17 protein-coding genes are annotated in these 13,715 nt (G+C 56.7%); 3 read left to right on the plus strand and 14 right to left on the minus strand.

Annotated elements, in window-relative coordinates:
- Positions 1-2: 2 nt before the first annotated feature.
- Both RMR16_RS12920 and bfr read left to right on the plus strand, forming a co-directional pair.
- On the plus strand, positions 3-314 hold the full coding sequence (locus tag RMR16_RS12920) for a (2Fe-2S)-binding protein (protein WP_320201101.1): 312 nt from the start codon (positions 3-5) through the stop codon (positions 312-314).
- On the plus strand, positions 280-771 hold the full coding sequence (gene bfr / locus RMR16_RS12925; RefSeq protein WP_320201100.1) for a bacterioferritin: 492 nt from the start codon (positions 280-282) through the stop codon (positions 769-771). Before RMR16_RS12920 ends, bfr begins: the two co-directional genes overlap by 35 nt.
- A 53-nt stretch (positions 772-824) precedes the next feature.
- On the opposite strand, the gene RMR16_RS12930 is transcribed toward bfr, so the two are convergent.
- The 14 genes from RMR16_RS12930 to rplU form a co-directional block, all read right to left on the minus strand.
- On the minus strand, positions 825-1,337 hold the full coding sequence (locus RMR16_RS12930) for an RNA pyrophosphohydrolase (protein WP_320201099.1): 513 nt from the start codon (positions 1,335-1,337) through the stop codon (positions 825-827).
- Between the two features lie 35 nt (positions 1,338-1,372).
- Complete coding sequence (locus RMR16_RS12935; RefSeq protein ID WP_320201098.1) at positions 1,373-2,572, minus strand: divergent polysaccharide deacetylase family protein; 1,200 nt, start codon at positions 2,570-2,572, stop codon at positions 1,373-1,375.
- 64 nt (positions 2,573-2,636) lie between these two features.
- Positions 2,637-3,965, minus strand: coding sequence for a S41 family peptidase (locus RMR16_RS12940; RefSeq protein ID WP_320201097.1), 1,329 nt, complete (start codon positions 3,963-3,965; stop codon positions 2,637-2,639).
- A complete protein-coding gene (locus tag RMR16_RS12945; protein ID WP_320201096.1) occupies positions 3,955-5,367 on the minus strand; it encodes a murein hydrolase activator EnvC family protein in 1,413 nt (470 codons plus the stop codon). The genes RMR16_RS12940 and RMR16_RS12945 overlap by 11 nt, the downstream gene beginning before the upstream one ends.
- Positions 5,368-5,488: 121 nt before the next feature.
- Positions 5,489-5,971, minus strand: a complete 483-nt coding sequence (gene rlmH / locus RMR16_RS12950) for a 23S rRNA (pseudouridine(1915)-N(3))-methyltransferase RlmH (RefSeq protein ID WP_320201095.1) — start codon at positions 5,969-5,971, stop codon at positions 5,489-5,491.
- A gap of 102 nt (positions 5,972-6,073) precedes the next feature.
- Positions 6,074-6,517: a ribosome silencing factor gene (gene rsfS / locus RMR16_RS12955; protein WP_320201176.1), complete on the minus strand. Its 444-nt coding sequence runs from the start codon at positions 6,515-6,517 to the stop codon at positions 6,074-6,076.
- 94 nt (positions 6,518-6,611) lie between these two features.
- The gene (locus tag RMR16_RS12960; protein WP_320201175.1) at positions 6,612-7,196 is read right to left on the minus strand and encodes a nicotinate-nucleotide adenylyltransferase; all 585 of its coding nucleotides are present in this window, start codon (positions 7,194-7,196) and stop codon (positions 6,612-6,614) included.
- A 41-nt stretch (positions 7,197-7,237) separates the two neighbouring features.
- A complete protein-coding gene (locus tag RMR16_RS12965) occupies positions 7,238-8,524 on the minus strand; it encodes a glutamate-5-semialdehyde dehydrogenase (protein ID WP_320201094.1) in 1,287 nt (428 codons plus the stop codon).
- Entirely contained in the window at positions 8,517-9,698 is a 1,182-nt protein-coding gene (proB, locus tag RMR16_RS12970; RefSeq protein WP_320201093.1) for a glutamate 5-kinase, read from the minus strand. The genes RMR16_RS12965 and proB overlap by 8 nt, the downstream gene beginning before the upstream one ends.
- Positions 9,695-10,762 (minus strand): GTPase ObgE, encoded by a 1,068-nt coding sequence (gene obgE, locus RMR16_RS12975; protein WP_320201092.1) that lies wholly within the window; start codon positions 10,760-10,762, stop codon positions 9,695-9,697. Before obgE ends, proB begins: the two co-directional genes overlap by 4 nt.
- Positions 10,763-10,941: 179 nt before the next feature.
- Positions 10,942-11,532, minus strand: coding sequence for a GNAT family N-acetyltransferase (locus tag RMR16_RS12980; protein WP_320201091.1), 591 nt, complete (start codon positions 11,530-11,532; stop codon positions 10,942-10,944).
- Positions 11,529-12,161 (minus strand): GNAT family N-acetyltransferase, encoded by a 633-nt coding sequence (locus RMR16_RS12985; RefSeq protein WP_320201090.1) that lies wholly within the window; start codon positions 12,159-12,161, stop codon positions 11,529-11,531. The genes RMR16_RS12980 and RMR16_RS12985 overlap by 4 nt, the downstream gene beginning before the upstream one ends.
- Before the next feature lie 131 nt (positions 12,162-12,292).
- Complete coding sequence (rpmA, locus tag RMR16_RS12990) at positions 12,293-12,562, minus strand: 50S ribosomal protein L27 (protein WP_042620032.1); 270 nt, start codon at positions 12,560-12,562, stop codon at positions 12,293-12,295.
- Between the two features lie 40 nt (positions 12,563-12,602).
- The gene (gene rplU, locus RMR16_RS12995; RefSeq protein WP_045230876.1) at positions 12,603-12,917 is read right to left on the minus strand and encodes a 50S ribosomal protein L21; all 315 of its coding nucleotides are present in this window, start codon (positions 12,915-12,917) and stop codon (positions 12,603-12,605) included.
- A gap of 326 nt (positions 12,918-13,243) precedes the next feature.
- Between rplU and RMR16_RS13000 the strand changes: the two genes are divergently transcribed.
- Positions 13,244-13,684, plus strand: coding sequence for a metallopeptidase family protein (locus RMR16_RS13000; protein WP_320201089.1), 441 nt, complete (start codon positions 13,244-13,246; stop codon positions 13,682-13,684).
- Positions 13,685-13,715: the final 31 nt, after the last annotated feature.

Genomic DNA, 13,715 nt, shown 5'->3' on the forward strand with positions numbered 1-13,715 from the left:
CCATGCTCGTTTGCAGCTGCAATTACATTACGGATAAAGAGATTCGCGACGTCATCAACGAGATGCTCGACGATGACTGTTGGCAGCTTATCGTGCCTGCCAAAGTGTACCACGCCATGGAAAAACGTGGCCGTTGCTGCGGCTGTTTTCCATCCGTTGTGGAACTGATTATTAAGACCACCGAAGAATATCATGCCCGTCGCCACTCGACGGAAGCCGATGTTTTTGATTTTATGTCACGCCTCAGACAATTGCATGAAGACAACAGGAGAGCGGACATTGAAAGGCGACAAAAGAGTCATCGAGCAGCTTAACGAGGCTTTGTTCCTCGAACTCGGTGCAGTCAACCAGTATTGGCTCCATTACCGGCTTCTGAATGACTGGGGCTACACAAAGCTTGCTAAAAAAGAGCGCGCTGAGTCCATCGAAGAGATGCAGCACGCCGACAAGATCATCGACCGCATCATCTTCCTTGAAGGCCACCCGAACCTTCAGACCGTTGCGCCCTTGCGCATTGGCCAGAACGTCAAGGAAGTGCTGGAAGCGGACCTTGCAGGCGAATATGACGCGCGCGCGGCCTACAAGAAGTCACGCGATATCTGTCATGACGCAGGCGACTACGTTTCGATGAAGCTGTTCGAAACACTGCTCATCGATGAAGAAGGTCACATCGACTTCCTCGAAACACAGCTCGAACTTCTGGGCAATATCGGCGAAAGCAAATATGGCCAGCTCAACGCCGACTCTGCCGACGCTGCTGAATCCGAGTAAGCTTCTCGACATTAAACTGAAAAAGGCGGCATTTATGCCGCCTTTTTGTTGGTTTATTCTCCAGCCAAATGCCGGAACTGCGCCACCACCTGCTCATAAACCCCGCGTTTGAACGGCACGATCAGGTCTGGCAGGCTTTCCATCGATTTCCAGCCCCACTCGTCGAATTCCGCCGTATGGCCGGTAGGAGGCGGGTTGATCTGGATTTCACTTTCCTCACCGTCGAAGCGGAAAGCGAACCAGCGTTGCGTCTGTCCACGGTATTTGCCACGCAGACCGATGCCGATGAGTTGCGGCGGCAGGTCGTAATTGATCCACTCAGGCGCTTCCGCCAGAAGCGTCACGGTCTTCATGCCCGTTTCTTCATACAGCTCACGGATCGCTGCGGGCAGAGGGTTCTCGCCCTTGTCTATGCCACCCTGCGGCATCTGCCACAGTTGCGGAGAGCCATCGAACTCGGAGTTTTCCGCAGAAATACGCCGCCCGGCCCACACCAGTCCTTGCGCATTCAGAACCATAATTCCCACGCAGGGGCGATAGGGAAGATCGTCTGCTTTGATCGTCATCTTGGGAACCTCGTGAATGAAACTGTAGGAGAGGCTTACTGTCCAGCCTTGTCGGACACAAGCGCGGAAACACCGACGATTTCGATGCCGCGGCCTTGCGCTTCCACGGACCATTTCGCAATCGCCTTGATGCTTTCATCGAACGCGGACGCAACGCCGATCGCAGAGCCATTGCGCCGCGCGATCCGCTCCAGATCATCCAGCTTTCGCAAGATGGCGTTTTCGTTGACCTGATCGTCAAGCTGCAAATCTGAAAACCCCGCCGGTGCGGACAGTGCCTTGGCAATCGTTGCGCTTTTGGATTGTGCAGACGAGCCATCGTCAAGGAACAGCAGACCGCGCTTGCCAATATCACGCATGACCGGCTCCAGCGCCTTCTCATCGGCCATCATACGACCACCGAGATAGTTCATGATGCCGGTGTAATTGGTGATTTTCGCCATGGAGCGGTGCAAGCGTTCCAGATTGAGTTTGACCGGATCACCGACCAGCAGCGTATCCGGCCCCGGATTGGTGCCGGGATAACCAAACGGCTCGAACGGCACCTGAAGCAGAATTTCGTGACCCTCGCGGCGGCCTTCCTGCATCCAGCGTTGCAGGCTGTTGCCGCTCGCGGCGAAACCGAGCGTCACCTCTGGCGGAAGGTCGCGAATGGCTTTTTGCGTGCCGGTCTGGCTCAGCCCCAATCCGCCAACGATAATGGCGATGCGCGTTCCTCTGGCACCAGACCATGGGCGCGCATATTGCTCCATCGGTCGTAATCCGTCGGCGCTGACCTTTGGAATTCTGCCGAAAGCATTGTCTTCCAACAGATCTTCATTGGGTTGCGTCGCGACGCGCAAATCCTGCCCATAGGTCTGGCCGCTCATCAAAACGGGGCCGTCGCCATCGCGGGAACGCGGAGAAAACACCGAGACGACGTTGCCGTCGTCCATCGTGTTTCTCTGAACATGGGCACCGGAACGACCGTTTTGCAGAGAAAGTGGGTCGATGGCCGTATCGTTCTTTGCCTGAGCCGATGCAGCCGGATCAGATGCATTATCGCTCAGCACAACATTCGGTGCAGTGGAACTCCGCTCCAGATTGCCGGGAGACAGTGCGGTGTAAACGGAAAACCCGCCAATGCCGCCCACCGCAATCACGGTCAGAACACCAAGCACAGAAAAGCGCCGGAGCGATCCGGCGCTTTTTCTTTTTTGTCGACCCATGAGCGGTTTGCGCAGGTCTGAAGACAATGATCTATCCGTGACTAATGCGAGCCGAAAGAAAGAGCACCGGAATATCCGATGCTCTCAACTCTTACTGCTTGTTGACGACAGCCTTATCGGGATTCGGCGGGAAGGACGGGTCGGTCTTGCTGCCACGCATCAAGTCGAGAGCGTAGTTGAGCTGAAGATCGTCCTTGGCTTCCGGCGGTACATAGGCTGCCGAACCTGAACCTTCATCCGTCTCGCTCTGGCCCTGAATGTGACCACGCAGGCTGGATTCGCCTTCGGCACGCACACGGCCCTGAAGTTCCGGCGGCAGCGGCTGATCGACCTTGATATCCGGTGCGATGCCCGTGCCCTGAATGGACTTGCCCGATGGCGTGTAATAGAGCGCCGTCGTCAAACGAAGCGCACCGGCATCACCCAGCGGAATGATCGTCTGCACGGAGCCCTTACCGAACGAACGCGTACCGACAACCGTTGCGCGACGCAGATCCTGGAGGGCACCGGCCACAATTTCCGAAGCGGAGGCCGAACCACCGTTGACCAGCACGATAACCGGCTTGCCATCGGTCAGATCGCCAGCCGTCGCGTTGAAGCGGCGGGTTTCGTCCGGGTTACGACCACGGGTCGAAACCACTTCTCCACGCTCAAGGAAGGCGTCGGACACATTGATGGCCTGATCCAGCAGACCGCCCGGATTAAGACGCAAATCGAGAACGTAGCCCTTCAACTTGTCGGCAGGCACGTCTTCCTTGATCTTCTTGATCGCTTTTTCCAGATCGTCATAGGTCTTTTCGGTGAAGGAAATCACGCGCAGGTAACCGACATCACCGCCTTCGACGCGGGACTTGACCGCACGAACTGCAATCACGTCACGCACGACCGTGATATCGAGCGGCTTGTCGGCACCCTGACGGATAACAGTCAGCTTGATCGGTGTCTTCACCGCGCCGCGCATCTTTTCGACGGCTTCTTCCAGCTTCAGACCACGAACCGGCTGACCATCGATTTCCGAAATGAAGTCGCCAGCCAGAATACCGGCCTTGGCGGCAGGCGTGTCATCCATGGGCGAGATGACTTTGACCAGCTCGTTTTCCATCGTCACTTCGATACCGAGACCGCCGAATTCACCCTTGGTCTGGGTGCGCATATCATTGGCGTCCTGGGCATTCATGAAGCTCGAATGCGGATCAAGCGACGTCAACATGCCGTTAATGGCATTTTCCACCAGCTTACTGTCGTCCGGCGGCGTCACATATTGAGCACGCACGCGTTCGAACACGTCACCAAAAATCGACAGCTCCTTATACGTCGAAGGACCGGCAGCCTGTGCCGGCATACTGGCCGAGTAGATAACGCTCATCGCTGTGGCACCCATAAGTCCACCGATGATGAGGAGTGAAGCCTTACGAATCATTGCGCGCCCTTCCGGTATTTTTTGCGGTCCACCATGGTTGAGAATCAACTGGTACGCCGTCTTTCCTGAATTCAATGTAAAGTGTTGGTCTGTCAGTTTCCAGCGCCAATGCGGCTGCACTTGCCACTCTTTTTGCGCCCATGGACGCAATGGGTTCGCCAGAGAACACAAACATGCCCTGCCTCGTCCTCACATTGTCCATGCCTGTCAAAACCAGATGATAACCGTCACCGGCATTGAGAATAATCATGCGGCCATAACTGCGAAATTCTCCGGCAAATACCACGAAGCCATCCGCAGGCGCCGTCACCAACGCTTCCGGGCCCGTCGCCACCACCATTCCCTTTGAAAAATGCCCGGTTCCATCGGCATCGCCGAACCTCCGCAGCACATCGCCAGAAACCGGCAGCACCAGTTTACCCTTCAGACTCGAAAACGGATATGCGGGCGCAATGCGGTTTTTATCGGGCATTCCAGCCTCGGTTTGGGCCTGCACCTTGTCCCGTTCCGACTGCGAAAGAGCGGCCATCCGCTCCTCTTCCAGACGCTCCTGCTCCTTGGCATCGCGCACCGAAGAAATCTCGTTTTCGAGCGACGCCACCAGGCCTTCCAGACTGGTCGCTTTGCTCGCAAGTTCTTCAGAACGTTTACGTTCTGCTTCCAGATCGCTCGCCGTCTGCCTGTTGCGTTTCTCGTTTTCGATGCGCAGCAGATCGAGCCGTTTTTCTTCTTCAAGGCTGGAAGTCATCGCCGTCGTCAGCTGCTCTTTTTCGCCTGCGATGGCTTGGCGCACATCGGTCAACTCTTTGAGAGCGGAAACAAGCTTATCCGTCTCGCCGCGAATGCCGGGAACGACGGCGCCGAGAAGAATGGCGCTGCGCACGGATGCCAAGGCATCTTCGGGTGAAACGAGAAGGGCAGGCGGCGGATTGCGCCCCATACGCTGCAAGGCGGCCAGCACTTCTGCCAGCACACCACGGCGTTCTCGCAACGATGCCTTTACCTCATCATCGCGAATACCGAGTTTGGCCAGCCGATCTTCACCATCATTGATCTTGGCTTCCAGATCCTTGCGGCGCTGAGCAGACGCGATCAATTCATCCTTGATCCGGGTCGTATCCAGATTGAGAGCGGCGATGCTCTCCTGCATCTGCCGTGATTTGTCTTCGGAAAGACCGATGCTATCGACCAGTTCCTGCAAATCCTGCCGGTTCTGGTCACGGCGTTTTTCAAGCGCGTCAAGCTCTCCCGGCTGCGCGGGCTGCTGCACGACAGGCGGTGTTGATGGTGGAGCATCTTCCTGCGCGAATGCCGAAAAAGACGGACAGGAAAGCGACATGCAGGCAGCAAGCAGCACGCTCGAAAGAGCCGTCCACCTGTCTCTTCTGCGCGCCTTTGTCATAAGGACTGTCTTTACTGTCAAAAAGATGCGCGACCATACGATGCTTCGCTGCTTCGCGCCAATAGGGACTTGTTGCACCGCGACACAAAGCCGTGTTTTGCGCCCAAAACGAGGCGACCCATCAAACACGATGATAAGGATGACCGGAAAGGATCGTCACCGCCCGATAAAGCTGCTCGGCAATCAAAATCCGCACAAGCTGATGCGGCCAGGTGAGTTTACCGAGACATAAAACGGCCGACGCTTTGTCGTAAAGAGCAGGGTCAAGCCCATCTGCGCCGCCAATGGCAATCACCAGATCGCGCTTGCCGCCATCACGGAGGGTGCCGAACAGATCGGCAAAGGCGGGGCTGTCGAGCGCTTTGCCGCGCTCGTCGAGCAGAATAAGCGCGGCACCATCGGCCAGATGCTTTTCCAGCATGGCCGCTTCCTCGCGCTTGCGCGTTTCAGCGTTGGACGCGCGGCTTTCGGCCACTTCTATTGTGCGTGAAAACTCAAAGCCGATCGCTGGTCCGCTCTTGGCAAAGCGGTCCAGATAACGCGACGCAAGATCTTTTTCAGGGCCGGATTTCAGCCGCCCCACCGCAAAAATTGAAATCCGCATTCACAATTCCATCCGTACCGCAACATATGACCGTTGCGCTCTTATCAGGACAGGCTGCGGATTTCTATGTGGCCGATCCGTCAGATCGGCTTTAGAACCGCATCAATGACGGGTTTCTTCCTCGATATCGGGCGTCGCCCACATCTTTTCGATGTTGTAGAACGCGCGCACTTCGGGACGAAACACGTGGATGATCACATCACCGGCGTCGATCACCACCCAGTCACCCAGCTCAAGGCCTTCGACGCGGGAGTGGCGGAAACCATCATCCTTCATGTCGCTGATGAGGTGTTCGCAGATCGCAGAGACATGTCTGCTGGAGCGCCCGGAAACTACAACCATGTAGTCCGCAAGCGCCGATTTTCCAGTGATGTTCAGGTAAACGATATCTTCTGCTTTTGAGTCCTCGACACTGGCGAGAACGGTTCCGAGGGCACGACGGGCGGCATCAACGCCACTCTCCAGACCCTTTGGGACAGCGCTGAAAGCTCTTCCCTTGGTGTGTACTGTTGTCAGTGGTTTTCCTTTCCGAAAATGACAAAACAGGTACCGCGTGACGCGAATCTGCGCGCCACACGATAAAGTTGGCACCAAAGTGTTAACTTTTCAAGATGTGGGACGGTAACTCTGTCGATATACCCTATGTATGGCAATTGCGCAGTGCGGTAGAACTCAGTGTCGAGCGTGGACCGTGAATAAACACCCATGCTGGAGCGGTCTTTTTCCACAAAACTCCGGCATCTTCTTCATCGATGCGCGCATTGCTGAAAGCCTGCGCCATGGTGGAAGAGAGATAAGCAAGGGTCGCCCCCGGCCTGTCGATCACCGCAATCGGAAAAGTCTCGGCAATCTTGCGCCATTTCTGCCAGCGATGGAAATTGCGCAGATTATCCGCACCCATGACCCAGATGAAATGCACATGCGGATTGCGCGCCTTGATCTTGGCAAGCGTGTTGGCGGTGTAACTCATGCCAAGCGACTGTTCAAACGCAGTCACCTTGATCCGCGGATCGGAAATCAGTTTTTCGCACGCATCGATGCGGGTTTTCAGCGGCGCAAGCTCCGCCTTGCTTTTCAGCGGATTACCGGGCGTCACCATCCACCAAAGCTGATCCAACCCCAGCCGACGCAAGGCAATTTCCGCCACCAGCGCGTGGCCCGCGTGCGGCGGATTGAACGACCCGCCAAACAGGCCAATCACCATGCCGCGCTCTGCGTGCGGCATGGTCAGGTAGCGCCTGTCTAGACCGGGATCGGCAGTCAAATTCAGGTCCGTGTCTGGCCGGTGCCATGCACACGGTATTTGAAGGAAGTCAGTTGTTCCGCGCCCACCGGTCCGCGTGCATGCATTTTGCCGGTGGCGATGCCGATTTCCGCACCCATGCCGAACTCGCCACCGTCGGCAAATTGCGTAGAGGCATTGTGCAACAGAATGGCGGAATCGATTTCATTGAAGAACCGCGCCACGACGTCAGCATCCTCGGCAATCACCGCTTCCGTGTGGTTGGAAGAATATGTGCCGATATGCTCGATCGCACCGGAAATGCCATCCACAACAGCAACCGAAATAATCGCGTCGAGATATTCGGTACGCCAGTCTTCTTCCGTCGCAGCTTTCACGCCATCAACCGCGCTTTGCACGACCGCCGAGCCGCGAACCTCGCAACCAGCCTCGATCAAAATCTTGACCAAAGGCTCCAAATGCGTCGAGACGGCAGCGGCATCCACCAGCAGCGTTTCGGCAGAGCCACAAATACCGGTGCGGCGCATTTTGGCGTTGAGCACAATGTTTTTTGCCATGTCCAGATCGGCAGATTTGTCCACATAGACGTGGCAAATGCCTTCCAGATGCGCGAAAACCGGCACACGCGCTTCTGTTTGCACACGCGCCACAAGGCTTTTGCCGCCGCGAGGAACGATCACATCCACCGTGCCACCAAGCCCGCCCAGAAGACTACCGACAGCTGCACGATCCGTCACCGGCACAAGCTGTATGGCATGTTCTGGAAGCGCTGCAATTTTCAGCCCTTCGACAAGGCAGGCATGAATGGCACGCGATGAATATTGCGAATCCGAGCCGCCACGCAAGATGACGGCATTGCCCGCCTTCAGGCACAAGGCACCTGCGTCCGCCGTCACATTCGGGCGGCTTTCATAAATCACCCCGATCACGCCAAGCGGCGTGCGGACACGCTCTATTTTCAGACCGTTCGGGCGGTCCCATGCGGCGATGACTTCGCCAACAGGATCGGCGAGCGAAGCGACGGACCGAATGCCATCGGCGACGCTTGCAATGCGCGCTTTGTTGAGTGTCAGGCGATCGATGAAGGAGTCCGCAACGCCAGCACGTTCTGCGGCGGCCACATCCTTTGCATTGGCCTCCAGAATCTTCGGCACAGATGCTTCGATGGCGGAGGCCATGGCAAGCAATGCGCGGTTTTTCTGGTCCGGGCTGGCAATGGATAGAGGTCGCGAAGCAGCTTTCGCCTGAGCGCCGATGGTCATCATCAACGCATCGATATCATGGCTCTGCTTCACGGCCTGCTCAGGCATGGACCTCATCCTTTTTTGCACTTTTTACTTTGACGGACACACCCGTCATCACCAGATCATCGCGATGGATCATCGCGGCCCGTCCAACATAACCGAGAATTGCCTCGATCTCGTTGGACTTGTGGCCGTTGATCTGCCGCGCTTCGTCAGCATCATAACCGGCAAGACCACGGGCAACTTCCCGGCCTTCGGCACCGATGATGACAACGGCATCACCGCGACCGAAATTGCCCTTCACCAGTGTCACACCGGCAGGCAGCAGGCTTTTGCCCGCATACAACGCCTTTTCCGCGCCGACATCCACATGCAGTTCTCCGGCGGGCTGCAATTGACCGGCAATCCATGTCTTGCGGGCCGTAACGGGCGTGCCAGACGGTGCAAACCATGAGGAACGCGCACTGTTTTCAATGGCTTTCAGCGGATTGAGCGTCTTGCCGGACGCGATAATCATGCCGCAACCGGCAGCAGTTGCGATTTTGCCCGCATCGATTTTCGTGCGCATACCGCCGCGAGAAAATTCCGATGCCGCCCCACCGGCCATGGCCTCGATCTCAGGCGTAATTTCCGCAATCGTGTCGAGAAACCTGGCGCCCGGATCGAGATGCGGCGGGGCGGTGTAAAGCCCATCAATATCCGAGAGCAGAACCAGAAGGTCCGCACCCGTCATCGTCGCCACACGCGCCGCCAACCGATCATTGTCGCCATAACGAATTTCGGTCGTCGCCACCGTGTCGTTTTCGTTGATGATCGGGATCGCACCGATCTTCAACAATTGATTGATTGTCGCCCGCGCATTGAGATAACGGCGGCGCTCTTCCGTATCGGATAGCGTTAGAAGGATTTGCCCGGCAACGATCTTGTGCTTCGAAAGACTTTCGGACCAGGCCCGTGCCAGCGCAATCTGGCCAACCGCCGCCGCTGCTTGGCTTTCCTCCAGCTTCAATGCGCCCGAGGGCAGATCAAGCACGGCGCGGCCCAGCGAAATTGCTCCGGACGACACCACCTGCACATCGGCACCATTGGCTTTCAGCGCCGCGATATCCTCGCAGATCGCATCCAGCCAATCTGTTTTCAAACCGCTCTTGCGATCCACCAGCAAGGCAGAGCCGATCTTGATGACGATGCGGTTATGTTTGCCGATGGGCTTTCGCGCCAATGTCGCAATCGGCGTCATAGCCGGTCGTCTCCATCCTCGATCACGTCGTCAACCGGCATGGAGCGGTCCGGCATGGCAGTATCGCCACCACGGCTATTATCAACGATAATGTCACGCAGCTGACGAAGGGTTTCGAGCATGCCGATATGGGCAGCAGCAGATAGAAGAAGCGGTGGGCGGCCACACGCCTTCTCCAGTTCCTTCGCCTTCTTCTTCAATTCCTTTTCGTCCAGCACGTCGATCTGAGACAGCGCCACGATTTCAGGCTTGTCGGTCAACCCGCCACCATAGGCACTCAGCTCACGTTTGACGGTCTTGTAAGCCTTACCGACATTCTCTTCCTGCGCCGAAACGAGGTGCAGCAGAACACGGGTGCGCTCAACGTGACCAAGGAAACGGTCGCCAATACCAACGCCCTCATGCGCACCTTCGATCAGGCCGGGAATATCGGCCAGAACGAATTCGCGGCCATCAATGGTCGCCACACCCAGATTGGGGTGCAACGTGGTGAAGGGATAGTTGGCGATTTTCGGACGCGCCCGCGTAACGGTCGCGAGGAACGTGGATTTGCCCGCATTCGGAAGCCCAACCAGACCGGCATCGGCAATCAGCTTCAGGCGAAGCCAGATCATCTTTTCCTCACCCACGAGGCCAGGGTTGGCGTGCGTGGGGGCCTGATTGGTGGAGGATTTGAAATAGGCATTACCGAAGCCGCCATTACCGCCGGCAGCCAGACGGAACCGCTGGCCTTCCTTGGTCAGATCGATAATCAGCGTTTCGTTGTCTTCTTCAAAAATCTGTGTGCCCACGGGTACGCGCAACACCACACTCGCACCTTTTGCGCCGGTACGACCCTGGCCCATACCGTGCTGGCCGATGGTGGCCTTGAAGTGCTGCTGAAAGCGGAAATCGATCAGCGTGTTGAGGCCATTGACCACTTCCACCCAGACGTCACCGCCGCGCCCGCCGTCACCGCCATCCGGGCCACCGAATTCGATGAATTTTTCACGCCGGAAGGAAACGGCACCTGCGCCGCCATCACCAGAGCGAATATAGACTTTTGCTTCATCGAGAAATTTCATCGTCGTGCCGTTCTGTCAGCTTAGTGGCAACACCGGCAAACGCTTTGCGGTCTTGCTTTTAAAAAAAGGATCTACCGCTCCAAATATAGGCGCTCGTCTTCAAGGTCAAAGATTATCGTCACCAGAGAGCCTATAGAACAAGGCCGGTTGCGGTGGAACCGGCCTTGTTTTGATGTTCATCACGGTCGCGGAAGAGAAAATGCCTCTGCAACCAGAACCGTATCGAGATGCGCAACCATGGCGGCCCGCGCCACGGCGTAGATTTCGTGGCAGCCGGTTATGCGAAAACCAAGCTTTTCCTGCACCCGAAGCGAAGCCGGATTGTCGGCAAACACACCGGAATGCAGCTGTTCGCCGGGCATACGCTGGAAGAAACGACCCGCTACAGCGGCAACCGCCTCTGTCATATAGCCTTTGCCCCAATAAAAGCGGTTCAGCCAATAACCGAGGTGCCATTCCCCATGACGGCGTTCAATGGAAACGACACCGATCAAGGTGTCGTCGCCAGTGGTAATGGCAAAATCCCAGCCCGGCAACGTGCCGGAGGTTCTCAGCACAAGCCATTCCAGCGCATCCTGCCTGTGATAAGGCGCGGGCACTCTCGCCAGCATCCGCGTGACCTGAAAATCGCTGAGCGATTCCGCAATGCTTCCGGCATCGCCCAAGCGCTGCGGACGCAGCACAAGACGACGGGTTTCGAGTGTCGGGCAGGGGCCGGGCGGTGCGATGGGGGCGACCGCCGTAGGACGCATCAACTGAGCCGTGCTCATCGCATATCTCCCCAGCTTCTCAGTGATACCCATGTCTTGCGATCCAGCCTGTACCATTCGACCGGAACCATGCCGCCAAGCGCCAAAGAACCAACCATGCCGGAACCCTGAAGCTGGAAACCGCACTTTTGTATGACACGGCGTGACGCGATGTTGGTGACGCGGCACCGCGCATCGATCTGGTCGATGTCACGGGTCCGAAACGCCATGTCGATCAAGGCATGAGCAGCCTCGGTGGTGTATCCCTTGTTCCAGTAGGGTTCGCCCAGCCAATAGCCCATTTCGAGGGTCTTTTCGTCCGCCTGCGGTTCCAGCCCGCAGCAGCCCATAAACTCGCCGTTTTCCATGCGGGTAATCGCATAGACGCACTTGCCAATCTCGCCCACTTTTGCACGTCGCACGAAATCAGCGGCGTCTTTGGCCGTGTAAGGGTGCGGCATACGCGACACCATGGTCGCGATGTTGGCATTGTTGGCAAGATGGGCAAGGGCGTCGATGTCTTCTTCGTGAGGCGCGCGCATAACGAGCCTTGACGATAATAAGACGGGGCAATCGGTCCTTGACCGTTCCGACCTTGGCCGGTCTTCGGGTGACCGTGATTGGTCAGCCCTTATCAATTCGTCTTGCATGGTTCAGTCCCTCCATGAGGTTAAAGAAAAAAGGGGAGTTGGGTGATGCCCCAACTCCCCTTTTTTAAAGACTGAACCTGTTACGTCTCAGCCGGGTCATTGGGACACCGGCTGCATATGACGCTACCGGCTTATTCTGCTGCTTCCGCTTTCGGTGCCACAGACACGTATACGCGGCCATTGGCCTTCGAACGGAAGGACACATTGCCGGCGGTCAGCGCAAAAATCGTGTGGTCTTTGCCGAGGCCGACATTGGCGCCCGGATGCCACTGCGTGCCACGCTGGCGCAGAATAATGTTGCCTGGAATGACGGCTTCGCCGCCGAACTTCTTTACGCCAAGGCGCTTGGAATTCGAATCGCGACCGTTACGCGATGAACCGCCAGCTTTTTTATGTGCCATTGGATTTCTCCTTTAAACCTGGTTTCCCGTGTCGCGCCGATTAGGCAGCAACGATGTCCGTGATACGGACGACGGTGTGATGCTGACGATGACCGCGCGTACGCTTGGAGTTCTGACGACGACGCTTCTTGAAGGCGATGACCTTCTTGCCGCGATTGTGTTCGACAACTTCAGCCTTAACGGTTGCGCCTGCAACGAAAGGTGCGCCGAACTGTGCGTCAGCGCCAACGCCGATCACGAGAACTTCGGTGAATTCTACAGTTGCGCCAGCGTCTGCTTCCAACTTTTCGATAGTCAGAACGTCGTTGGCCGCTACGCGGTACTGCTTACCGCCGGTCTTGATGACTGCGAACATTTTTTATCCTTTCATGTTCGTTCCGGCTCTGCCCGCAAATGCGGTCTGGCCGTCTTTTTATCAGTCGAAGTAGCGGAAATTCTTCGAGACTTTGCCTCTGAAATGTCTGCCAGTGAGCCCCGCTTTTTAAAAGCGAAGGGAATTGAAGACGCAATACGCCACCAATTCGGGTGCGGGATACGCGACAGTCCGGATTATGTCAAGGTGGAAAGCCCCTGAAAAACAGCGCCTGCGTCATGATTCTGAGGCGAATTTGACGCGTGAAGCAATCAGGTCTCGAAATTTCCATCACACATGTTTATATGAGCGCGAAACAAGGAGCAGAAATGGCCCGTATAGACAAGACCGACGATTGGCGGGACCGCCATGCGCCGACAATTTCAGCATTCGAATCTCTGGCCATTGAGGCATACGGGCACCTGCCGGCAGAGTTTCGCGCCCTGACCACGGACCTCATCATCGAAATCTCCGATTTCCCGACCGATGAAGTCTTTGAGGACATGGCGCTGGAAACGCCTTTCGATCTGCTCGGCCTGTTCGAAGGCCGCGGCATTTCGGAGCGTTTCACCATGGAAACCGGCGAGATGACCAACCGCATCACGCTCTACCGCCGCCCCATTCTCGATTATTGGGCCGAAAACGAGGAAACGCTGGGCGATATCATCACCCACGTCCTCATCCACGAAATCGGCCACCATTTCGGTCTGTCCGACGACGACATGGAGCGCATCGAAGAAAGCGCCGACGAAGCAGCAACGGATCGTTGATCCACTGATAAGCTCTGCGTCGTCATGCTCG

The sequence above is a fragment of the Agrobacterium sp. rho-13.3 genome (genome assembly GCF_033957765.2).
Classification (GTDB): Bacteria; Pseudomonadota; Alphaproteobacteria; order Rhizobiales; family Rhizobiaceae; genus Agrobacterium.

Bases quoted from the DNA above. Each gene is read 5' to 3' on its own strand.
- RMR16_RS12920 (WP_320201101.1), top strand. From the start codon at position 3: ATGCTCGTTTGCAGCTGCAATTACATTACGGATAAAGAGATTCGCGAC.
- RMR16_RS12930 (WP_320201099.1), bottom strand. From the start codon at position 1,337: ATGACGATCAAAGCAGACGATCTTCCCTATCGCCCCTGCGTGGGAATT.
- RMR16_RS12940 (WP_320201097.1), bottom strand. From the start codon at position 3,965: ATGATTCGTAAGGCTTCACTCCTCATCATCGGTGGACTTATGGGTGCC.
- RMR16_RS12945 (WP_320201096.1), bottom strand. From the start codon at position 5,367: ATGACAAAGGCGCGCAGAAGAGACAGGTGGACGGCTCTTTCGAGCGTG.
- rlmH (WP_320201095.1), bottom strand. From the start codon at position 5,971: ATGCGGATTTCAATTTTTGCGGTGGGGCGGCTGAAATCCGGCCCTGAA.
- RMR16_RS12960 (WP_320201175.1), bottom strand. From the start codon at position 7,196: ATGCCGCACGCAGAGCGCGGCATGGTGATTGGCCTGTTTGGCGGGTCG.
- RMR16_RS12965 (WP_320201094.1), bottom strand. From the start codon at position 8,524: ATGCCTGAGCAGGCCGTGAAGCAGAGCCATGATATCGATGCGTTGATG.
- proB (WP_320201093.1), bottom strand. From the start codon at position 9,698: ATGACGCCGATTGCGACATTGGCGCGAAAGCCCATCGGCAAACATAAC.
- obgE (WP_320201092.1), bottom strand. From the start codon at position 10,762: ATGAAATTTCTCGATGAAGCAAAAGTCTATATTCGCTCTGGTGATGGC.
- RMR16_RS12980 (WP_320201091.1), bottom strand. From the start codon at position 11,532: ATGAGCACGGCTCAGTTGATGCGTCCTACGGCGGTCGCCCCCATCGCA.
- RMR16_RS12985 (WP_320201090.1), bottom strand. From the start codon at position 12,161: ATGCAAGACGAATTGATAAGGGCTGACCAATCACGGTCACCCGAAGAC.
- rpmA (WP_042620032.1), bottom strand. From the start codon at position 12,562: ATGGCACATAAAAAAGCTGGCGGTTCATCGCGTAACGGTCGCGATTCG.
- rplU (WP_045230876.1), bottom strand. From the start codon at position 12,917: ATGTTCGCAGTCATCAAGACCGGCGGTAAGCAGTACCGCGTAGCGGCC.
- RMR16_RS13000 (WP_320201089.1), top strand. From the start codon at position 13,244: ATGGCCCGTATAGACAAGACCGACGATTGGCGGGACCGCCATGCGCCG.